The 22471-nt window shown below is 37.4% G+C and carries 24 protein-coding genes; 19 read left to right on the top strand and 5 right to left on the bottom strand.

Annotated features, from left to right (window positions below; translation table 11 throughout):
- Window positions 1-48 precede the first annotated feature (48 nt).
- Complete coding sequence (locus tag WC460_05100; GenBank protein MFA5188710.1) at window positions 49-1809, top strand: ABC transporter ATP-binding protein; 1761 nt, start codon at window positions 49-51, stop codon at window positions 1807-1809.
- A 223-nt stretch (window positions 1810-2032) separates the two neighbouring features.
- On the opposite strand, the gene WC460_05105 is transcribed toward WC460_05100, so the two are convergent.
- A complete protein-coding gene (locus WC460_05105; protein MFA5188711.1) occupies window positions 2033-2413 on the bottom strand; it encodes a hypothetical protein in 381 nt (126 codons plus the stop codon).
- 271 nt (window positions 2414-2684) lie between these two features.
- Here WC460_05105 and WC460_05110 point away from each other — a divergent pair, with 271 nt between their 5' ends.
- From WC460_05110 to WC460_05185, 16 genes are all read left to right on the top strand, one after another.
- Complete coding sequence (locus tag WC460_05110) at window positions 2685-4271, top strand: CAP domain-containing protein (GenBank protein ID MFA5188712.1); 1587 nt, start codon at window positions 2685-2687, stop codon at window positions 4269-4271.
- A 41-nt stretch (window positions 4272-4312) separates the two neighbouring features.
- A complete protein-coding gene (locus WC460_05115; GenBank protein MFA5188713.1) occupies window positions 4313-6337 on the top strand; it encodes an immunoglobulin-like domain-containing protein in 2025 nt (674 codons plus the stop codon).
- Window positions 6338-6415: 78 nt separating this feature from the next.
- Complete coding sequence (locus WC460_05120) at window positions 6416-6649, top strand: hypothetical protein (GenBank protein ID MFA5188714.1); 234 nt, start codon at window positions 6416-6418, stop codon at window positions 6647-6649.
- Window positions 6650-6667: 18 nt separating this feature from the next.
- Window positions 6668-7141: a cupredoxin family copper-binding protein gene (locus WC460_05125; protein MFA5188715.1), complete on the top strand. Its 474-nt coding sequence runs from the start codon at window positions 6668-6670 to the stop codon at window positions 7139-7141.
- A gap of 31 nt (window positions 7142-7172) precedes the next feature.
- On the top strand, window positions 7173-7391 hold the full coding sequence (locus tag WC460_05130; protein ID MFA5188716.1) for a DUF2769 domain-containing protein: 219 nt from the start codon (window positions 7173-7175) through the stop codon (window positions 7389-7391).
- A 115-nt stretch (window positions 7392-7506) separates the two neighbouring features.
- A complete protein-coding gene (gene pduL / locus WC460_05135) occupies window positions 7507-8073 on the top strand; it encodes a phosphate propanoyltransferase (protein MFA5188717.1) in 567 nt (188 codons plus the stop codon).
- A gap of 9 nt (window positions 8074-8082) precedes the next feature.
- Entirely contained in the window at window positions 8083-8685 is a 603-nt protein-coding gene (locus WC460_05140; protein MFA5188718.1) for an MBL fold metallo-hydrolase, read from the top strand.
- Window positions 8686-8767: 82 nt separating this feature from the next.
- The gene (locus tag WC460_05145; GenBank protein ID MFA5188719.1) at window positions 8768-9895 is read left to right on the top strand and encodes an acetate/propionate family kinase; all 1128 of its coding nucleotides are present in this window, start codon (window positions 8768-8770) and stop codon (window positions 9893-9895) included.
- Between the two features lie 5 nt (window positions 9896-9900).
- Window positions 9901-10758 (top strand): hypothetical protein, encoded by an 858-nt coding sequence (locus WC460_05150; GenBank protein ID MFA5188720.1) that lies wholly within the window; start codon window positions 9901-9903, stop codon window positions 10756-10758.
- A gap of 153 nt (window positions 10759-10911) precedes the next feature.
- A complete protein-coding gene (gene murJ, locus WC460_05155; protein ID MFA5188721.1) occupies window positions 10912-12570 on the top strand; it encodes a murein biosynthesis integral membrane protein MurJ in 1659 nt (552 codons plus the stop codon).
- A 44-nt stretch (window positions 12571-12614) separates the two neighbouring features.
- Window positions 12615-13019 carry an adenylyltransferase/cytidyltransferase family protein gene (locus tag WC460_05160; protein MFA5188722.1) on the top strand — a complete coding sequence of 135 codons (405 nt, stop codon included), beginning with the start codon at window positions 12615-12617 and terminating at the stop codon, window positions 13017-13019.
- A gap of 169 nt (window positions 13020-13188) precedes the next feature.
- Entirely contained in the window at window positions 13189-13422 is a 234-nt protein-coding gene (locus WC460_05165) for a hypothetical protein (protein MFA5188723.1), read from the top strand.
- A 109-nt stretch (window positions 13423-13531) separates the two neighbouring features.
- Entirely contained in the window at window positions 13532-15496 is a 1965-nt protein-coding gene (locus WC460_05170; protein ID MFA5188724.1) for a GTP-binding protein, read from the top strand.
- Window positions 15497-15939: 443 nt separating this feature from the next.
- The gene (gene recJ, locus WC460_05175) at window positions 15940-17655 is read left to right on the top strand and encodes a single-stranded-DNA-specific exonuclease RecJ (protein ID MFA5188725.1); all 1716 of its coding nucleotides are present in this window, start codon (window positions 15940-15942) and stop codon (window positions 17653-17655) included.
- 128 nt (window positions 17656-17783) lie between these two features.
- Complete coding sequence (locus tag WC460_05180) at window positions 17784-18266, top strand: hypothetical protein (protein ID MFA5188726.1); 483 nt, start codon at window positions 17784-17786, stop codon at window positions 18264-18266.
- 123 nt (window positions 18267-18389) lie between these two features.
- Window positions 18390-18971, top strand: a complete 582-nt coding sequence (locus WC460_05185) for a hypothetical protein (GenBank protein MFA5188727.1) — start codon at window positions 18390-18392, stop codon at window positions 18969-18971.
- Window positions 18972-19518: 547 nt separating this feature from the next.
- Here WC460_05185 and WC460_05190 read toward each other — a convergent pair.
- The 4 genes from WC460_05190 to WC460_05205 form a co-directional block, all read right to left on the bottom strand.
- Entirely contained in the window at window positions 19519-19797 is a 279-nt protein-coding gene (locus tag WC460_05190; GenBank protein MFA5188728.1) for a PQ-loop domain-containing transporter, read from the bottom strand.
- Window positions 19798-19889: 92 nt separating this feature from the next.
- Window positions 19890-20219 carry a hypothetical protein gene (locus tag WC460_05195; protein ID MFA5188729.1) on the bottom strand — a complete coding sequence of 110 codons (330 nt, stop codon included), beginning with the start codon at window positions 20217-20219 and terminating at the stop codon, window positions 19890-19892.
- A gap of 81 nt (window positions 20220-20300) precedes the next feature.
- Window positions 20301-20864 (bottom strand): hypothetical protein, encoded by a 564-nt coding sequence (locus WC460_05200; protein MFA5188730.1) that lies wholly within the window; start codon window positions 20862-20864, stop codon window positions 20301-20303.
- Window positions 20865-20928: 64 nt separating this feature from the next.
- Complete coding sequence (locus WC460_05205; GenBank protein MFA5188731.1) at window positions 20929-21318, bottom strand: hypothetical protein; 390 nt, start codon at window positions 21316-21318, stop codon at window positions 20929-20931.
- Window positions 21319-21511: 193 nt separating this feature from the next.
- Here WC460_05205 and WC460_05210 point away from each other — a divergent pair, with 193 nt between their 5' ends.
- Both WC460_05210 and WC460_05215 read left to right on the top strand, forming a co-directional pair.
- Window positions 21512-21895, top strand: coding sequence for a PilZ domain-containing protein (locus WC460_05210; protein MFA5188732.1), 384 nt, complete (start codon window positions 21512-21514; stop codon window positions 21893-21895).
- A 48-nt stretch (window positions 21896-21943) separates the two neighbouring features.
- Window positions 21944-22351, top strand: a complete 408-nt coding sequence (locus WC460_05215) for a ribonuclease HI family protein (GenBank protein MFA5188733.1) — start codon at window positions 21944-21946, stop codon at window positions 22349-22351.
- Window positions 22352-22471: the final 120 nt, after the last annotated feature.

Consider the following 22471-nt stretch of genomic DNA (forward strand, 5'->3'; position numbering starts at 1 on the left):
TATATATAGTAGTACTCCGCAGATTACTGTGGAGTATTTACTTATTTTATGAAATATAATACCAAACAAACCCTGAAAATTTATTGGCAATATGCCATGCGCTACAAAATAGCGGTTTTTTTCGTTGTTCTGACTACAATTGGCGCATCTATAATAAACGTGGTTACGCCTTTGTATTACAAGAAATTTTTTGATGTTATTTCCAGCGGACTGGATAAACAGTCACTTGGTTCTCAGCTTATAACTATAATTATTTATGTTTTAGTTTTGGATGTGGTTAGCTGGATTTGCTGGCGCGTGGCGACTTTTACTGCTTCATATTTTCAGGCTCATGTTATGGCTGACTTGTCAAATTATTGCTTTGCTTATTTACATAAGCATTCTTTTGCTTACTTTAATAATAACTTTGTTGGCTCATTAGTTAAAAGAGTAAAATGGTTTACTGCTGCTTTTGAAGATATTAGCGATAGAATAATATGGGATATAATTGTTTTAATAGTTAATTTGGTTGGAATCTTGTATGTTCTTTATACCCGTAATGCTCTTTTGGCGCTAGCCATGATTATTTGGGTGGCAATTTTTATGGTGTTTAACTGGGTATTTGTCAGATATAAATATAAATTTGATGTGGCGAGAAATGAAGCGGAAACAGAATCAAGCGGGCTTTTGGCTGATACAATTACCAATAATGCCAATGTCAAGCTTTTTAACGGTTATAAAAAAGAACTTAAAAGCTTTGCTCTAATCACGAAAAAATTGCGCGATTTGCGCAAATTTGCCTGGTATTTAGGCGGTTATTTTGAATCAGCGCAAGGCGCCATGGGCGTAATTTTGGATTTTGTCATTTTTTATATTGCCATAAAATTGTGGCAGAAAAATTTGTTGACTATTGGCGATTTTGTCCTGATCCAGGCTTATATTATAAATATTATCAGCCGTGTTTGGGGTTTTGGCCGAATGATTCAAAAAGTTTATGAAAAGTTGTCAGACGCTGAAGAAATGACGGTGGTCTTAACTACGCCTCATGAGATTCAGGATATCCCGGAGGCTAAGGATCTAATTGTTAAACAAGGCAAAATAGAATTTCAAAATGTTAATTTTAATTATCACCAGACTCGCAAGGTCTTGTCTAATTTTAATTTAACAATTATGCCCGGTGAAAAAATCGCTTTGGTCGGGCCTTCAGGCGCTGGCAAAACCACCATCGCCAGAGTGCTATTGCGCATGTATGATTTGACCAGCGGCAAGATTTTGATTGATGGGCAAAATATTGCCAAGGTGACCCAGGAAAGTTTGTGGCGCAACATCAGCAAAGTGCCGCAAGACCCGATTTTGTTTCATCGCAGTTTAATGGAAAATATCCGTTATGGAAATTTTAAGGCTACGGACAAAGAAGTTATTCAGGCATCTAAATTAGCCTATTGTCATGAATTTATCAGCAAACTCTCAGACGGTTATAGTACTTTTGTCGGCGAACGGGGGATTAAGCTTTCGGGCGGAGAACGCCAGCGCGTAGCAATTGCGCGGGCGATTTTGCACAATACGCCGATTTTAATCCTGGATGAAGCAACTTCCAGCTTGGATTCTGAATCTGAAATGCTGATTCAAAAAGCTTTGGATGAATTAATGAAAGATAAAACCGTGATTGCTATTGCTCATCGCTTGTCCACGATTAGAAAAATGGACAGGATTATTGTGATTGGTGAAAAGGGGATAATTGAAGAGGGGACTCATGAATCTTTAATTGCGCAAAAAGAAGGACTCTATAAAAAACTTTGGGGATTGCAGGCCGGTGGGTTTATACAATGAGAATAAATTTAACGATGGAAAAACTTTTAAAGAATATTTGGTAAAACTGTGGTAATAAAGTGGTAAAAAGTAGTAAGACATTGTTTTACAACTGTCTTACTATCGTCTTCCAGCCATTACATTTCTATTTATGCTTTGAGCTAAAATTTGGAAATAAAAAAAAGCGGCCTGCACTCCGTAGCTTTAACGAAGGATGTGGCCGCTTGTTTTGTTTGTTTATCCTCTAATCCGAAAGGAGTTTACGATAATCCGACCCATTTTTGAATCGGAAAATTTCAATTTTAAATTCTCCGTGGTCAAGTTCCTTTCTTACAACTGCAATATTTTTGAGGAAAGAATCTTTCCCCAAGGAAGGCGAAAATCTCTTAATGACAGCCTTCAATGACGTTAGCAAATAATCTTCCCCGAATTGATTTAATAAGTCTTTTTGTGAATAAGTGCGAAGATAATAATTCTTATCGTTACCTTCGCGGCTATACTCCTGTAGCGAAATGTAAAGAGCATATGCTTTTTTAGAATGATTTATGTCTGGTTGTTGAAGCTTTTCTCTAAGCCTGAAATCCAAAGTTTTGCTGGTCGCTGTAGTAACTTTTATTTCGCACATCTTTGGCTTCCAATTCTGCATAAATCCTCAGAGAAAAGGGAATTCACTAAAAAACATATCCAATTGTCTACTGTTCATCTTCCTGTACCTCCGTACTTTGACCCGTCCGGGTCTGGAAAAAAAGAGCGTTTGCTTCGCTACTGCGAAGAGGCATTTGGCCATATTTAAAATTAGCATTATTTTGGGAACTTTGTCAATGGCCAAGCCACTTGACAAGATTACTTTTTCTTGGTATACTAATCCTATTAATAAAAAAAAATAAATTGCTAAGATGCGTAACAAAAAAACCAGTAAAATTAAGGCAATTAAAGCTAATAATTTTTGGACCGCGATTAGCGGGGGAATCAAGTTTTTTAAAAATTCTAAAGTTTCAGCCTGGCTTAATAATTTTATCCTGCCTAATCCCCAGAATAATTATAAGCCGCACATCCTGCATCCAAAGCGCGTGCTTTTCTATGCTGTTTCAACCATCGCTATAAAATCATTTATTATTGCCACTGTCTTGATCCTGCCAGCCACTGCTTTTTTGACGCCAGATGTCATGACCCAGGAAAGCAATAAGATAATTGAACTGACCAATACGATCAGGAAAAATTTAGGCGTGGCTGTCTTGCAGAAAAACGAGCTATTGGAACAGTCAGCCTGGCAAAAGGCTCAGGATATGCTGGTGCGGCAGTATTTTGCGCATACAGGTCCGGATAATAAAAACGTCTTGTCATGGTTGAAAATTTCAGGCTATAAATACGCGGCTGCCGGCGAGAATTTGGCCATGGGCTTTTCTACAGCTGAAGAAGTAGTCAATGCCTGGACAAAAAGCAAAACCCATTACAGCAATATTATTGATCCTGATTTTAAGGAAATCGGAGTGGGCATGGTTTCGGGCTATTATAAAAATCATGATACCACCTTGGTCGCCCAATATTTCGGCACGCAAGCCTTAGCCCAGACTTCCGCAGTTTTAAGCCAGTCTGCGCTGGCCTCTAAACTAAAGACCGACGCATCAATCCAGAATAATGAAATTAAGGCAGGGACTCTGATAAAAGGCGTTAAGCTTTCAGACCAGATAGCAACCCCGCTTTTAGTCAGTCCTGAGAATAATTCAACAAGCCCCAGCCGGCAGGTGCAGGTGAAAATATTTGCGCCTGGCGCAGATGAAGTTTTTATTTTAAATGGCGGAGTTGAAATTTCCAAGGCTAATTTAGACAATGACAATTATTTTTCGGCCGAAATTACACTGGCTGAAGGCAAAAACATTTTAAATTTAAGAAGCGTTAAGGGCAGCTTGGCCAATGAATCAAGAGATTATGAAATAAGCGTAGACACTTTAGCGCCAACCATAGATTTGGCCAGATCCAATGTTCAGGTTCAGACCAGCGCAAATTCAAGCGAGCAGATTATTTTAGCCACGGTTTATCTAAGCGCAGATGCCACCGCAGCCGAGGTCAATTTTAATAATTATACTATCAGCCTGAAACCCAGCGAAGACAAAGAGGGCGAATGGGTCGGCAGTTTAATAGTTTTTAAAGAAAACAATGAGCAAATTTTCAATCCGGTTGTTTTGCCAAGCATCACCGCAGTAGACAGCGTGGGAAATAAAAGCACGCAAGATATTAACTGGAAAAATATAACTTCAATTAAGCCGTCTTTAATTAAACAATATTTCTTTTTGAAAAATGTTCAGCCCGGCATAGTAAAGCCTTTATTTGAGATTAGTTCCATTTTTTATAAAATATTATTAATAATCAGCGTACTGGCATTATTGTTGAACATATTTATTGAAATTCGCAAGCAACACCCTCATATCATATTGTTGACTTCAGGCTTAATTCTAATTTTATTCTTATTAATTTATTTCTAAATCACATTTAAGATATCTAATTACTAATTTAATTTAAAATTATGAAAAAAAACGTTAGTCTATTTTTAATTGCCGCCATAGTATTTATGAGCGTGGCTTCTATTTCATTGCCAGTTAAAGCAGCGGTAGCCAGCTATCCGCAGACAGCAGCGTGTGACGCGCTCCCGGGGGTAATGGGGGATTTAAATCATGACAGTTTAGTTAATGATTTTGACACTACTGTACTGAATAAGATGATAATTGGCAGTGAAGCCAGCTCTGCCTGCGCGGATTTTGACGAGGATGGAGTAATCACAGGCGCTGATAACATTGCTATGTCAAATTTAATAAAAGGCATTAATGATGGCAGTATAATCGTACCTCCGGAAGCCTTGACCTATAGTATTTTTAACCCTGTTTATTATCCAACCTGCTCAAGTGTGCTTGGCGATGTGAACGGCGATGGCATTACAAATTATCAGGACACTGATATAATCAAGGAATATATTTTGTGTCAGATTCCAGCCCCGCCTTGCGCAGACCCTGACGGAGACGGAGGTATAACAGGTAATGATGCAATTATTACAGATAATATTAACAATGGGCACGTTGATATGTATTATCCTGTAATCACATTGTCCGGAACAGATCCTCAAAGCCTTGAGGCAAATACTGCCTATGCTGAAGCAGGCGCAACTGCCGTAAATTTTAGAGGCGATGATATCAGCTCTTCTTTAATAATTGATTCTTCAGCTGTTAATTCAGCCAGCTTGGGCAGTTATGCTGTTACTTACAATGTAACTGATTCATGGGGGAATCCAGCGACTCAGGTTACTAGAACAATTAACGTTGCTGATACAACTTTGCCGATAATTACTTTGACTGGCGCAAGTCCTCAGACAATTGCCAAAGGCCATGCTTATGCAGAATTAGGCGCGACAGCCGCTGATAATTATGACGGTGATATAAGCACCTCAATTATAATTGATGCCACAGCTGTCAATGTGGCGGTTGCCGGAACTTATAACGTTACCTATGACGTTACCGACTCGTCTGGAAATGTCGCTATCCAAGTAATAAGAAAAGTAAATGTCGTTAGTCCGTCAACTGGCGGTTCAGGCGGCGGAGGCAGTTCTGCGGACACAACACCTCCTACGGACATCTCAATTTTAATTAATAATGGAGACAGCGCTACCGCTGAACAGACAGTTAACTTGGCCTTAAGCGCAATTGGCGCTGACTATATGATGATTTCTAATAGTCAGGATTTTTCCGGCGCTGACTGGGAATCTTACAGCAATTCAAAGTCGTGGGAGCTTGCTGCTGGCGACGGTGAAAAAACAGTTTATGCCAAATTTAAGGATGCGTCAGAAAATATTTCAGAAGTAACTTCAGACACGATAACCTTGGGCAACGGGCAAATAGAAGAAGATAATCAGGGCGAACAGGAAGTTTTGGGTGAAAAATTTATTGACGAAATGCAGCTGCAATTAAACCAAATATTAGAGGATGCTCATTACATCTGGCCTGGCGATACTAATTTGCTGTTAAGCTGGATGAATTTAAATCAGGATTTGGCGCTGGAAAAGACATTGGCTGGGAAATATCTTTCATTATTGACAGGTTTGCATATTGCCAGTGTTGATTTGGAGAATTTTAATCTGACTGCGCTGACAAATTTTATCACCTATGGCACCAAATCTACAGTGATCTTGGGAGCTGGCGAGCGAACAGGCGTTCTAAATTCATATAAAGCCGCTTTCAATAAGCTGCCTAAAACAGAAACTGAATGGGCAGATGCTATAAAAATCGCCAATGGCCGCTGGCCAAGTGAAGAATCTGCTTCAGCTTTAGCCAATGCCAAGCAAATTTTTGCTAAAGTTTATTTGAGGCAGGCTAACATGGAAAATGCCAATGATAATGCCGCAGTTACTATTATGGCTTATGGCTTAAGACCGGCAGCCAGGAACCTGGAAAGTGAAAAAGCAGCCATTAAAACATTTAAATCAATTTACTCCAGAAATCCTAAAAGCGCGATTGACTGGGATACTGTCCGGGCGATTGCATATTCTGGCGCAACACGATAATTGTTATACATTTAACATAATAAAAAAACGGGAATTACTCCCGTTTTTTTATTATTTTTAGTATGGTATAATGACCTTATGAGTTTTTTAACCGCAGTTCCTCTTGTTTTTGGCTACCCCGCGCATATCTGGCTGGGTTTGATTTTGTTTATTTTAATTGTTATTCAAATTACAACCGGAATTATGATGGTTAAGGTCAATATGAAATATTTTAAGATCCACAGAATTAATTTTATCCTCATTGTTTCCGTCATGCTCGGCCATATGTATTGGGGCCTAGGCCTGTGGTTTTTTCATTTTACCATTAAATAACTTTTGATTTTTATAATTATGAAAAAAATTTCAATTTTAGCCCTTTTGATCGGTCTGGTGATAATTTTGGGCGGCTGTAATTATGCTGGCCAGCCGTATAATACTCCAGCTGTAAATTCTCCTAGCCCAGCTATCAACCAAAATTCAAATTTTCCGCCAGCAACAAATTTAAATAAACCAGTTGCTGTTCCGCCAGTTGTAACACCACCACCCGTCAATACTCCGCCAGTTAATGTTAATAAGCCAAAAACATCAGCAATTCAGATTATAAATTTTTCTTTTAATCCCGCAACATTGTCAATTAAAGTTGGCGATACTGTCAAGTGGACTAATAATGAAGCTGTGCCGCATCAAATTGCAGGTTCAGGTTTTGGCAGTTCAACTTTATATAATGGCGAGACTTACAGTAATACGTTTAGCCAAGCTGGAATTTATGATTATTATTGTTCTATCCATCCTTCCATGACCGGGGAAATAATTGTCACCCCATAATTTAATTTGTTTGATTATTCATTATAAAAATATGGTTCAAGATTCACATGAAAATTCAGAAAAATGCAATTGCCCAAATTGTCCCAGCCATAATGATTGCATGAAAGAAAAAAAGGAAGTTTTATATTGCGCCAGGGATAAAAGCGCTTGTGAAGTAGAATCAAATGGCTGTGTTTGCCCGGCTTGCCAGGTTTACAAAGAAAATAGTCTGGATGGCATGTATTATTGCAAGCACGGGAAAGCAGCATGATAATTGGTTAGTAAGACAATGGTAAGACTGTTGTAAAACAATTGTATTACAATGTTTTACAATTTATTACCGAGTATTTCTTGATAGATTTTAATTTCCATTAAATTATTTACTTATGACCAAACTTCCAGTTGAAGTTTCAGCGCGGCATTGCCATTTGAGCCAGAAAGATTTGGCCAAGCTGTTTGGCAATGGTTATAAGCTTAAAGTTTTAAAAATTATTTCCCAGCCTGGCCAGTTTGCTGCTAAGGAAGAGATTAAAGTTCAGGGATTAAAAGGCGAGTTAAAAGTTAGGATTGTCGGGCCTATGCGAGCCGAGACCCAAATTGAATTGGCAGCGACTGATTGTTATAAATTAGGTATAAAACCGGTTTTGCGCGTTTCGGGCAATATTAAAAATACTCCAGGCGCAATTCTAATTGGGCCTAAGGGGAAAATTAAAATAAACAAAGGCGTGATTGTGGCGCAACGGCATTTGCACTTATCGCCAGCTGAAGCAAAACAATTGAAATTAAAAAATGGTAATTTAACATCAGTAAAAATTGCTGGATCGCGTGGCTTAATTTTTAATAATGTAATCGTACGTTCAGGTTTAAGCCACAAAAAATCTTTCCAGGTTGATACTGATGAGGGAAATGCGTGTGGTTGGAGAACGGGGATGAAAGGGGAACTTAAAAAATAATTCTGAATTATGAAAGATAAAATAAAAAAATTTGCGAAAGTTAAAATTCTAGTAGTCGGCTATTTTAAATGGCTTGGTTTGGGGCGCGATAAATTTAAAGCCAGTTCAACTGTTACTTTAATCCAGGATAATGGCAAAAATATCCTGGTTGATACAGGCAATCATGAGGTTGAAAAGAAATTAATTTCTGCTTTAAAAAAACAAGGCCTGGAGCCCACTGATATTGATTATGTGATTTTGACCCATCATCATCCTGATCATACGGCGAATAAGCATTTATTTAGGCAGGCGATTATTACAGACTGGCTGACAAGTTATAAAAAAGACAAATTTATTGTTGACTTTGATATTATAAACAAAGGCAAAAATATTATTACGCCCAATGTTTATATCAAAAGCACGCCAGGCCATGCCATGGATGAAGGGAGCGTGATAGTGCAGACTGAAGAGGGAACCGTCGCAATTGCGGGCGACTTATTTTTTAATGACCAGGCAGAAAGAAATATTTTTGTGCACGACTTGAAAGATTTTAAACGAAGCAGAAAGGAAATTTTGGCCTTAGCGGATTTTATTATCCCAGGTCATGGGGGGATGTTTAATGTGAAAAAATAATTAATTCTGACCTTCGTCAGCCGAAGCTGACTTCGGTCAGCGAAGGCTGAATTCTGAGATCTGAATTCTGTATTTTTATTTTATGGAGAAGAAATACATTTTAGTCATAAATGCGGGGAGTGCGACTTTAAAATTTAAAATTTTTAATTTTGGAGATTTAAAATTGGTTAGAGAGGGGATAGTTGAAAGGATTGGCTTGATGAATTCCTTTATTCAAATCGGCGGGCTCAAAGAAATTTACGAGGTGGAAAATCACGACCAGGCTTTTAAACTAATGGTTTCTAAAATTACTGATTTAAAGGATAAAATTGTGCTAATAGGACATCGCGTTGTCCATGGCGGCGAGGAATTTACTGAGCCCATCTTAATTACAAAAAAGATTTTTAAAAGATTAAGCGCATATAATAAATTAGCGCCCTTGCACAATCCTGTAAATCTAAGCTGTCTTAGCGCCAGCATGAAATACTTAAAAGATGTGCCAGATGCGGCTGTTTTTGATACTGGCTTTTATCGCACTTTGCCAAAATTTGCTTATATTTACGCCTTGCCTTTAAAATTTTATAAAAAATATAAAATCAGGCGTTATGGCTTTCATGGCATTTCTCATCAATATGTGGCCCAGGCAGCGGCGGTCAAATTTAAAAAGCCTTTAAGCCAATTAAATTTAATTACCTGCCATTTGGGTTCTGGTTGCAGCATTACGGCCATTAAAAATGGCCAGGCAGTTGACACGTCTATGGGCTTTACTCCCTTGGAAGGATTAGCCATGTCCACCAGAAGCGGCAGCATTGATCCTGCCATTCCTTTATATTTAATCCGCCGTTTAAAAATGAGCGAGGATGAAGTTAATGATTTATTAAATAAACGCGCCGGCTTGTTTGGCTTAACAGGTTATATGGATATGCGCGAAATTTTGGTTAAAGCCGGTTATAAAGTCCAAGGTTTTGAAGCTAAAGGCAAAGTCAGCAAGAAAGAAAAAGAAATTTGCCAGTTGACAATAGACATTTTTACCTATAATATTAAAAAATATATAGGCGCTTACGCTGGCATTTTGCCAAAGGTAGATGCTTTGATTTTTACTGGCGGAATAGGCGAAAGAAGCGCTATCATCCGCAATATAATCTTAAAAGATTTTCCAGACCTGAAAGTAATTGTCATGCCGACGGATGAAGAGCTTATGATCGCAAGATTAACTAAAAATTTGATTTAAATAAAATGCTTAAAAATAAAGCTATAAAAATATTATTGCTAATCCTGGTCGCCAGCTTTTTTTTATTTAGCGCTAATTTTGTTTTGGCCCAGGATCAGCAGGCTACCTGCAATATCGGCAATAATGGCTGTTCAGCCAAAGGTTTGCAATTAGCCACTCTTTTAGAAAATCGCGGTATGAGTTTTTCTTTAGTGGTAGTGGCTGGTCTTTTAGACGGCACCAATCCTTGCGCTGTTGGCATGTTGATTTTACTTTTAGGCTATCTTCTGGTATTTGCGCGCCAACCGCACAGAATGGTAAAAATTGGGATATTATATATTGCCACGATTTTTATCTCTTATTTTTTAATTGGTTTATTCTTCTCTCATATAGTTTATCAGCTTTTGGCCTGGCCATTATATCAATCGGTCAGTCATATAATTAAATACGTGATTGTGGCTTTAATCTGGGTCGCGGCTCTGATCAATATCAAAGATTTCTTTTTTTACGGCAAATGGTTCAGCTTGGGCGTGGGCAAAAATGAAGTGCCGATCTTAATGCGTTTGATAAAAAAAGTTGATTGGCCGACCACAATATTGCTTGGTTTGGCAGTGACTATTTTTGAACTGCCTTGTTCTCTGCCTCTTTATGTTGGCGCCATCGCAGTTATGACCAGTACTTTTAGCTATTTTTATACAGTGGCTTATTTATTGCTTTATAATTTAATGTTTGTTACGCCTTTGATTATTGTGTACGCTGTGATTTTAAAATCCCATCATATTTTTGAAGCTAAAGACATTCAGGAACGGGCTAATCGCTGGATGAAATTGACTATGGGACTCGCTCAGATTGCGATTGGGGTGATTCTGTTGTTGTTGGCGTAACCACAGATTTTAATCACCTGCCACGCTTGTTTTGATTACATAATTTTTTGAATTATCTAATCTAATAGCGAGCAAGGCGGGCAGATTACACAGATTTATCAGTATAAATCTGTGAGATAAATTAGTGTTTAAGAGAATCCTATTTAATTTATTATGTTCAAACGTTTATTAAATGGCGAGTCGAAGACCATAACCTCCGCTGCGATTATTATTGGGGCTGCTTCACTGGCAAGCAGCTTTTTAGGTATGTTCAGGGACAGGATTTTGGCTGGAGCGTTTGGCGCCGGTGATGTTTTAGATACGTACTATGCCGCTTTTCGCGTGCCGGATTTAATTTACAATCTTTTGGTTTTGGGCGCGCTTTCAGCTGGCTTTATTCCAATCTTTACCCAGTTATTGCAAGGTGAGAAACCAGCTGAGGACAAAGCCTGGAAATTTACCAATGAGGTTCTAAATATTTTACTTACTAGTTTATTTGTATTGGGCATAATTTTTTGGCTGCTTGCTCCTTTAATTATGCCTTTGATCACTCCGGGTTTTTCAGCTGAGAAAATGTCAGCAACGGTTGGCTTGACCAGGATAATGTTTTTGAGTCCGCTCCTCTTGGGTTTAAGCAGTATTTTTGGCAGTATTTTGCAATCATTTAAAAGATTTTTAGTTTATTCTCTAGCGCCAATTTTTTATAACCTCGGCATTATTATCGGCGCTTTATTTTTTGTAAAGTGGTGGGGAGTTTATGGTCTGGCTTATGGCGTTGTCTTGGGCGCATTTTTACATATGTTGGTGCAAATTCCTTCATGCAAATATTTAGGCTGGCATTACGAGCTGATTTGGCAGTGGCCCAGCCAGGGTTTGAAAAAGTTAGGCAAAATTATGATTCCCAGGACTTTGACCCTGGCCATTAACCAGATTAATTTGTTAGTTGTGACTATTATTGCTTCAACTTTGGCAGTTGGTTCTTTGGCTGTTTTTAATTTAGCTAATAATCTGCAATTATTTCCTTTAGGAATATTTGGCATTTCTTTTGCCATTGCTGCTTTTCCGACTCTATCTGCTTTGGCTTTGAAAGATGATAAAAAAGAATTTATCCATAGTTTTTCCAATACCACCCGCCAGATATTATTTTTTATAATTCCTTCAACTGCTTTATTGATAATTTTACGCGCCCAGATTGTGCGTGTGATTTTAGGTTCAGGCAATTTTTCCTGGGAAAATACTGTTTTGACCATCAATACTTTGGCCATGTTCACTATTAGTTTGTTTGCCCAGGCTCTAATCCCTTTATTAATTCGCAGTTTTTATGCCATTCATAATGCTTTAACACCATTTTTGATTGGACTTTTGTCAGCAGCGGCCAATCTTGTTTTAAGTATTTATTTAAGTCGGCCTTTTGATCTTTTGGGTTATCATTTTGATTTAAACGTGGCTGGACTGGCTTTAGCTTTTTCTTTATCAAGCATTTTGAATCTAATTTTGCTCTGGCTGGCTCTGCGCTTTAAAACTGAAAGTTTGGATGAAAAAAATATCAGCTGGTCAGCGCTTAAAATCGTCATTGCTACTTTGGTTATGGCAGCAGTTGTGCAATTTATGAAATTTGGTATTGAACCTTATTTTGGCACCCAGACATTTATTGGCATATTTTTGCAAGGCTTGATTTCCGGACTGGTCGGGATTGGCATTTTTATTGTAGCCAGCTTAGCTTTGAAATCCCAAGAAATGATCACCTTTGCTACTTCTTTAAGGCGTAAAATATTTAAAGAAAAAGAATTTTATCCAAAGGAAAGTATGGATGAGAGTGTTGATGTAAAGTGAGGATGAAACACGGATTTTTTTCACGGATTACACGGATTTAGACTATGATCATTAAATTTGGGGAATTGGAAAATGCTATGCCAAATAACAACAAGATTACATCTAAAAATATAAAGCAAGAAAAACATTTTAATATTGCGACTTGGGGCACATTTGATAATTTACATGAAGGACATTTGGAATTTCTAAATGCCGCTAAATTATTAGGAAATAAACTTTTTGTTATTATTGTCCCAGATGAGGCAGTTATGGAAAATAAGGGTCATTTGCCCTTGCAGGATGAAAATTTAAGAAAAAGCAATCTTGAAAAACTTGGGTTTATAGATAAGGTATTTATAGATTCTTTTGATAAACAGCTTGAGTCATTAAAACAAATTAATCCTGACATATTTTGTTTGGGTCATGATCAAGACACTGTTTGGGAAGCCAGGCTAAAAAAATGTTTTTAAAAAATAAGTTACCGATTAAAATTGTAAGACTTGGAATTTATGCGAATGGCATTCATTCAAAGTCTATTAGAATATAATTTTTTCACTAATTTAAACGAATTTTAAGTCGGGCGAGAGCTTGACTTTTTTAAATCTTTGTAAGAAGATAAAGAAAAAAAGGAGGCCTTGCATGAAAGTTAAAGTTGACATAATGGGATCTAATTGCATTAAAGCAAGAGTTGGCCCTAAAACCTGGAGAGGTAGCCATGAATTTAAAGAATTGTTAAGAAATTTAGGCATTACCATTGACCGCGTGGTTTTAAATAGTGAAGAAGTTGATATTTTTTTGCCAATAGACAATGAAAGGAGAAAGATAGTCATCAAAGAAATTGAAGATTTTTTGACAAAATTAGAGAGAAAATAAAGATGATTAACCGGGCGAGAAGCTCGGTTTTTTTATTGAAATGCGAATTTGCGAATAATGCTAATCTACGAATTGATATAATCATTTTTTTCTGTTAGAATGTCTTTATATGACCCAAAATAACATCCGTAATTTTTGCATTATAGCGCATATAGATCATGGTAAGTCCACGCTGGCTGACCGGTTTTTGGAATTGACTGGCACAGTGGAAAAACGCAATATGAAAGCGCAAATTTTGGATTCAATGGAATTGGAAAGGGAAAAAGGGATTACAATAAAATTAACGCCAGTGCAGATGATTTACGCTCCCGAAATCCCAAATCCCAAATTCCAAATTCCAAATAAATCCCAAATCTCAAATCCCCCGCCTTCGCTTGAGCTCCGGCGGGCAGGCAAATCTCAAAACGAATATATTTTAAATCTGATTGATACCCCTGGTCATGTTGATTTTACTTATGAGGTTTCGCGTTCGCTTGCTTGCGTGGAAGGCGCGATTCTTTTGGTTGACGCAACCCAAGGCATTCAGGCTCAGACCATTGCTAATCTATATTTAGCGTTAGAACAAAATTTACAAATTATTCCGGTCATAAATAAAATTGACTTGCCTAATGCTGAAGTGGAAAAAACAAAATTGGAAATTATAAGTTTGCTAGGCTGTAAAGAAGAAGAAATTTTATTATGTTCAGCTAAAACTGGCGTAGGTGTAAAGGAAATTTTAGATGAAGTGATTGCCAAGGTGCCTGGACCAATTGTGCAAAAAGATTTGCCATTTAGGGGCGTGATTTTTGATTCTTTTTACGATGAATTTAAAGGCGTAATTGTTTATGTGCGTGTTTTTGACGGAGAGCTAAAAAAAGGAATGAAGACATATTTTATTGCCAATCAAGTGGAGACTGAATGTTTAGATGTGGGAATTTTAAAACCCCAGATGAAATCACAAGATTTTTTAAGCGCTGGACAGATCGGCTATATTGTCACAGGCTTAAAAGAAGTAGAAAAATGCAGAGTGGGCGATACTATTACTTTGCAAGGCGCAAAAGTTGAGGCACTGCCTGGCTATAAAGAAGTTAGACCTATGGTTTTTGCCGGGATTTTTTGCAAAGAAGGCAGTGAGTTTAATCATTTGCGCGAGGCTGTTAATAAATTAAAATTAAATGACGCGGCTTTAACTTTTGAGCCAGAACATTCTTCTGCTTTGGGCTTTGGCTTTCGCTGCGGGTTTTTAGGCCTGCTTCATCTGGAAATTTTTCAGGAAAGATTAAAAAGAGAGTTTAATTTAGATTTAATTGTGACAGTGCCGTCAGTAGCCTATAAAGTAACTTTAAAATCCAAGGGCTTGAAAAAAGAATTAGAAGCCAAATTAAAAAGCAAAGAATTTTCCGGTTACGGTGATTTGCTTGAAGATCAGGTGATTATCAAAAGCCCGGTTGATTTGCCAGATCCTAATTATATTGAAAAAATTGAAGAGCCGATGATAAAAACTGATATTGTTACGCCCAAAGCTTTTCTGGGGGCAATTATGCAGCTGGCCGTGGAAAAAAGAGCTGAATATTCTAATACTGAATATTTGATAGCCCAAAGCGAAATTGATTCACGGGTAATTTTGCATTACAAAATGCCCTTGGCCTCAATTTTAACTGATTTTTATGATAAGCTTAAAAGTGTAAGTTCGGGCTATGCTTCTTTAAATTATGAATTTGTCGGTTATCAGCAGGCAGATGTAGCCCGTTTAGACATCTTGGTGGCTGAAGAGCCAGTTGAAGCTTTAGCTACCATTACTTACAAAGATGAAGCGCAGCGTGTCGGCCGGCAGATTGTGCAGACTCTGAAAGAAAGTTTGCCCAAGCAATGGTTTGTCGTTAAATTGCAGGCTGCAATTGGCGGCAAGATTTTAGCCGGCGAAAGATTGGCAGCTTTGCGCAAAGATGTAACAGCTGGATTATATGGCGGTGATATTACGCGCAAAATGAAGGTTTTGAAAAAACAGAAAAAAGGCAAAAAGAAAATGGCTGAAATCGGGGCTGGCAAGGTGGATATTCCCACGGAAACATTTTTGAAGATTTTAAAACGGTAATTATCCTAACGAAATTACGAATTTTGTTACAAATGTACGAAATAGAAACAGTGAGCATTTTTTAGAGATTTGTAAGAGCTAAGTTAAAGACTGAATTTAGAACCCCAATAAGGGAATTAACTTTTTGTAAATTTGTATATTAATTTGTAGATTTGTAGGTTAAATAATATGAAAAAAAACAATCTTTTTAAAGTAGCCTGGATAATTTTCGCAGTTTTGGTTATTTTTTCCATGCTAATCTGGACTGTCGGTCCTGCTTTGGGCTGGTAAAATTTTTTGTTAAATTCACGTGGTTATTTATTTCAATCCTTGTTTGTTTTAATGACTTGGGCATGGCTATACGTTAGAAATTGGAAACTGGAAATTGGTAATTAGTAATTGGAAATTTTTATATTAAAAAATCCAAACTAGTTTCTTATTTCTAATTTCTTATTTCAACTCACATGTTAAAGAAATGGGTTTTGCGCAAGCCAATAGGTTTAGAATTTAAAAAGCAATTTCCTGAAATTTCCGGCTTGATTTTGCAATTGCTTAATAATAGGGGACTAATAACTCAAAAACAAATTGATCAATTTTTAAATCCTGATTATGGCCAAGATATTCTTGACCCTTTTTTGTTTCCAGATATGAGTAAAGCTGTGGAGAGAATTTATTTGGCTATTAAGAATAAAGAAAAAATTGCGATTCATGGCGATTATGACGCTGACGGAGTAACCAGTACTGTCTTGCTGGCAGATGTTTTGCAAAAATTAGGCGCTAAATTTATTATTTATATTCCGCATCGCGAAAAAGAAGGCTATGGTTTGAATAAAAAAACAATTAAATTTTTAGCAAGTAAAAAGGTTAAACTTATTATTACGGTTGATTGTGCAATCAGCAATGCGCCAGAAATTGAATTGGCGCAAAAAAAGGGGATTGATGCGATTATTACTGACCATCACAGCGAGCCTTTAGTTTTGCCCCAAGCCTATGCGATTATTAATCCCAAAGTAAAAAAGTGCAATTATCCAACCTATGAATTAGCAGGTGTTGGCGTGGCTTTTAAATTAGCCCAGGCCATTATATTTCAAGACAAAAATAATATTTTTGGCCCTGGCTATGAAAAATGGCTTTTGGATTTAGTGGCAATTGGCACAGTCACTGATGTGATGCCATTAATCGGGGAAAATCGTACATTATTAAAATATGGCTTGATTGTTTTAAATAAAACCAAAAGAATTGGCTTAAAACTTTTGGCGCAAAAAGCCAATATCTGGCCTGTGACAGAAACGGAATTAATTAATTCGGAAAATATAGGCTTTGTTTTGGGTCCGCGCTTGAATGCGGCTGGCAGAATGGACCATGCCAATTCAGCTTATGAACTTTTGGCTTCAGAAGATGAAAAAGAAGCGCAGAAGCTTGTTGATAATCTGGAAGGCAATAATCAGAAGCGCCAGAAGCTGACGGAAAAGATAATGGAAGAAATTAAAAAACAAATTAAAGATCTTGATAAGCAATATTTGATTTTGGCTGATGGCAAAAATTGGCCGCTGGGAGTAATCGGTCTGGCAGCTGGCAAAATCAAAGATGAATTTAACCGGCCTGTTTTGGTAATAACTAAAGTGGGTAAAAAATTAGTTGGTTCTGGCCGCAGTATTGAAGAATTTAATTTAATCGCTGCTTTAAATAAATTAGATGATTATTTTGAAGTTTATGGCGGACATCCTGGAGCCGCTGGTTTTACATTGAAAAAAAATATGCTTGCAGATTTCAGATTACGGATTACGGATTTAGCTGCCAAAGAATTAAAGGGCAAAGATTTAACGCCAAAATTAGTAGTGGAAACAGAGCTTGATTTGCAGGATTTAAATTGGGAGCTTTTTGATGAAATTCAAAAATTTGAACCTTTTGGCACGGCCAATCCCAAGCCGCTTTTTTTAGTAAAAAGTTTAAAAGTAGAAAATATCAGGCAGGTTGGGGCTGATAATAAACATTTAAAATTATTTTTAAAGCATGAGAAAATGATTAAGGGTTTTGATTCTATTGGTTTTGGCATGGGGGAGAGGGTGAGTGATATTAAATTTGGCGATTTAGTGGATGTGGTGTGTGAAATTAATTTAAATGAGTATAATGGGTCAAGGAAGTTGGAATTGAGACTGGTTGATTTGAACAAAGGTTAATAACGAAAATCTGGTGTAGATTTTGAAGAGTAAAATTTTATAAAATAGGCGAATTCGTCGCAGGAGCGATTCATGAATCGCTCCTGCGACGGGACATAATAAAAATTTTATAATTAAATTCTAAATTTATGTATTCTTTGCCTTTATTGGAAGAAGACAGGAAGAAAATTTTGGAAAAATTAAAAAATAAGGAATTTTCTGAAGAAGAATTAGAGGAGCTTTTGCCTTTAGTGCCATATTTGGGCCTGCCAAATCAAACTTTTATAGTGGAAGACCAAAATTCACCAGAGGCAGTTTGGATAAAGGACTATATGGATTTTCATAAAACTCTGCCCAGAGAATATGAACATATTCCGATAGATGAGATTAAAAAAATGAGCGATATTCTTTTTGATCCCGATTTTGATGATTGGAATAGGCATAAGGAAATTATAATATTACTTGGACACCACGGGACAAAAGAGGCCTTGGATATTTTAGAAAAATACCTTGATCAACCGCACGGTGATGAATTGGCTTTTTGGGCAAGTGTTGCCATTGATGAATGCAAGATGTTTTTAGACAGCAAGAAAACTGGAGAATCGCAAGCAAGATTTACAAAAATTTGTTAATTTATGCCTTTGCACAGGGGGAATCAAAAACGAATTTATTTTGAGGGAGCGATATATTTTGCGACCAATCACACCAAGGATTGGTTTAGATTTTTTAATGAGCCTATTTTCTGTGAGGTTTTTATGGCTAATTTAAAATTATGCAAAATAATGAAAAAATTTAAACTTTATGCTTTTGTGATATTGCTGCATCATTTTCATTTACTATTTTTGCCTGAAAATCCTAAGGATTTATCAAAGATAATGCAGTTTTTAAAGCGAAATATTTCAAGAGACATTAATTTTGTCATATCCCACGCCCCCGAAGTAGCGATTCATGAATCGCTACTTCGGGAAGGGGAGGAAATGTTTTCTCAATTACGAGGGAGATTATTATTGGGTAAAACATCTATAATTAAAAATAGGCGCGAATTTAACAAGAATTTAAAGCAAAAATATAAAAAATATGAAAAATTACTAGAAGATCATTATAGATTTTTATTGGAATTAAAAAAGCAATTCATTCTTAAATATGGCGAGAATCAAAATGTTTTCCCAAAATTCCACTGGGAAAAATCCTTTCACGACCATTACATTCGCAACTCCAAGGACTTTGATGAACATGTGAAATACATTTACAATAATCCTGTTAAGCACAAAATCCCAGATCCAGAAAATTATAAATATGTTTTTACCAAGTATCCGGAATTAGTTGATGAAATTTGAACGTACTCATTCACTGAAGAAGCGATTGGAATTGAGGTTGGTGGATATAAAAAAGAGGTGAAGAAAGAGCTATAGGAGCTAGAGGTTGAGAGGTGAAGAGGAAAGATTCGTAAATTCGCATTCAATTATTCGCATTTAAAAAAAAAGAGCCCCGCCGAGACTTCATGTCTTTTGCGGGGCTTTTTGTTTAGTGTTAAATAAGGAACAATCTATAGAGAAAAAATTTGAGTTTTGCTGAAAAGGGCAATTGTTCCCATGCCCTGGCATGGGATAGAACTACGTGGAAATGAACACCTTCTCCTTCTAGCGTATATCTGATTTTGTTAGCCTTTAGAGCTTGATATTCAGTGTCAAATTCAGGGACCCCGAGCCTCCAAAAACGGGGAAAAAGAAAGATTGTTCTGCATCTGGTCCGGCACCATCTCATTGCGTGCTTTCGGACTTTTTTTGAAATCAACTCTATCTTTTCCTTATTTTCCATTATATTCGTTTCCTCCTTTGAATTTTTGAAGCCCCGCAAAAGTCGTGTCCTCGCGAGGCGTTTGGTTTACCGATAATAGCAAACAAGCGTAATGATGCTCGCGCTGATGAATGCACTCAGTCCTAGACAGACCATGAGCATGCGATTTTTCGTGAAATAGCCTTCTAGCGAGAAAGCTATTTGGACCACCAAATAGATGACGAACATGCCCAATGACAAGCCGGCAACATTGTGTGTTTTGATGATCTGGAGAAGTTGCGGCATCATTGCCGTGACGTTCACTAGTCTTGCTGTCCAGATAATAATCGGCCAATGAATTCTCTTGGCAAGTTCTTCGCGCTTCACTGCAACCCTCCTTTTAAAATTTCGCCCCGCTCGGACATTCTGTCCTCGCGGGGCGTTGTTGATAACTTAGTTATTTTGTGAGGATGTAGCTATCACCACGTATGCACTCTCCGTCTAAGTTGAACATTGAATATTTTTGAATTAAGTTCAATGGTAACTTTGTCTAGTTTTTGAGCGAGGTCGATTTTCTGTGGGGTAAAGAAATTGTATTCACCAGCTGGTGTTATTTCACCGATCACGGAAGAAGCATCCGCCCACCAAAGGTCATTTGGTGTCTCCGATTCCCATGACTCGCCTGGCCTTTTTCCTGAAATCAAGCAGAATCCTTCCTTGCAGTCATGGACAATGACACCGTTAGGAAATTTTCTTTTCATCTCTTCAATAGATAGCGCTTCTTTTTTCCTGTTATTAGTCGTTGGCATGATCATGCCTCCTTGGAATTTTTTTACCCCGCGAAGTCGTAACCTCGCGGGGCTTTTTAATAACATTATCCGGTAAATTGTTCAAGCCGGTACGCCGTTTCCCATTATAAATTTGACGCCATTTACGACCTCAGTTGTGGTCTTGTGTGTCAGTCTCGGAAGCAGGCACTGGTCTTCTTTGTTGGGATCGACGATAACCGGTACGCCCCAGCAGTAGCCGATAAGTCCTTCTTTAATAGAATAATCGGCTTGCTTTCCATCCATCTTTCCTTCCGAAGACTGAAGCCAGAAGACGTGAATGCAGCCTTTCATGATGTTCCACTCGTTTGTGGAAATACGAATTTCATGAGCTCCGGCTTTTACTGCGTTTTGGGTCATGAGAGTAACAGCTGTTTGACATTCTCTCCGCCATTTTTCGGCTTCTTCGGCATAGGCGCCCTTGCAATAATTTACGCCATCGGAGCAGTTTACTTCGTAAACTTCACCTGTTTGTATGTCACGGAAGTACTCGTTCCAGCTTATTCCGTAGCATCCTCCGATAGCTTCCGGAGATTCATCACAGCCGTGAGATTCACCATTGCCCAGAGGTTCATCTAGCGGATTAGCCCAAAAGCGCGATTTGACATTATTCAAATCAGTATCCATTTTTCCTCCTTGGAATATTTTCCCCGCGAAGTCGTGACCTCGCGGGGCGTTTGTTTGTTTTTCGTTACGCGCTAAGCGCGAATCCTATATTCTCCATTGCAACCGGTTTTTCGTCGTCGCGGTCGCAGAGAATATAGCACTGATCTCCTCTGCAATTGTGACAGGGTATTTTTTCGTCGGGCAAGGTAATGTCCTGCTCATCAAGAAATTTTCTCAAGTGGAACCAGGATGTGGCGTAGATGCCTTCCCGGTAAAATAATATTTGGCCTCCCAATTCTGTGTTGAAACGAATTCGGAGGGTTTTTACATCAACGAAAACAGGTACTTCTTCGCCGCGAAATGTGATTTCAAAGATCAATTCGCCTTCTCGGCTGAATTCTTTGATTGAAGTTATTACACGGGCTTCATTAAGTATGCACATTAAATTGCCCTCCTTTTCTGAAATTTTGACCATTCTACGAATGGATTTAATCTAAAAGTATATCATAATTCAATGATTTTGTCAATAAGTCTCGTTATCTATTAGGCTAATTTTAGCAAATATATTTATATCTTGTTGATAATTAAATATAGCAAAAAGATTAATTTAATGTTAAAATTTAATAAAGAGTAAATTATATTTGTCTAAAAAGTAAAGGAGGTCAAAAATGTCTGAAACCAGATTCTCTCGGGAAAGAAGATGTGTGCGTCGCGTTGCGCCTTTTATTATCAAAACCTGCCTCTATCATTTCGTTGAAGATGTTGGAGAAATCTTCAACCTTTCAGAAACTGGCGTTGGTATTTACAGCTACACTGAATTTCCAGTCGGGCAGAAAATAAATGTAATTTTTTGTCTGCCTAAAAATTTGAAGTACGAAGAATTATTCCCAATCTATGCAATTGGCCAAGTAGTTTGGCAAAAAGATGGTGATGGAAAACTTAGGTGTCAAAGGCATAAAACCGGGATAAAATTTGAGCTGATTTTGCCTGAACATCAGGCAATAATTCGCGAATTCATAGATTCAATTCCGACTGATAAACCCACGAATTAATTTTTGTGGGTTTAATTTTGCGCAATATGATATAATTAAATTAATTTTATGATTAAAAAAATAAAAATTTTTACAGATGGCGGCGCGCGCGGCAATCCAGGTCCGGCGGGAATTGGCATTGTGATTACTGATGATAATGGCAAAGTTATAAAAAAACACGCTGAATATATTGGCAAGGCTACTAATAATCAAGCAGAATACAAAGCTTTGATTAAGGGTTTGGAAATGGCCAAGGAATTAAAACCAGCTGAAATTTTTTGTTATTTGGATAGCGAATTAGTGGTTAAACAAATGAAACAAGAATACAGGGTTAAAGATAAAGATTTACAGCCGCTATTTATCAAGGCCTGGAATTTGGTTATTTTTTTAAAAAAGGTAAGTTTTCATCATATCCGTCGGGAATTAAATAAAGAAGCGGATTTGCTTTTAAATTTGGAACTGGATAAACATTGCTGAATTCAACCTTCTAGCGCAAAATTAATGAATAAGTAATTTTGAGAAAATTTCATCAGGTTTGTAAAAACCAAGTGTTTTTCTTGGGCGATCATTCAGAAGATCCTGCACATGTTGAATTTC

The organism is Patescibacteria group bacterium, from assembly GCA_041651155.1.
Lineage (GTDB): Bacteria > Patescibacteriota > Patescibacteriia > CAIXNZ01 > CAIXNZ01 > JAPLYF01.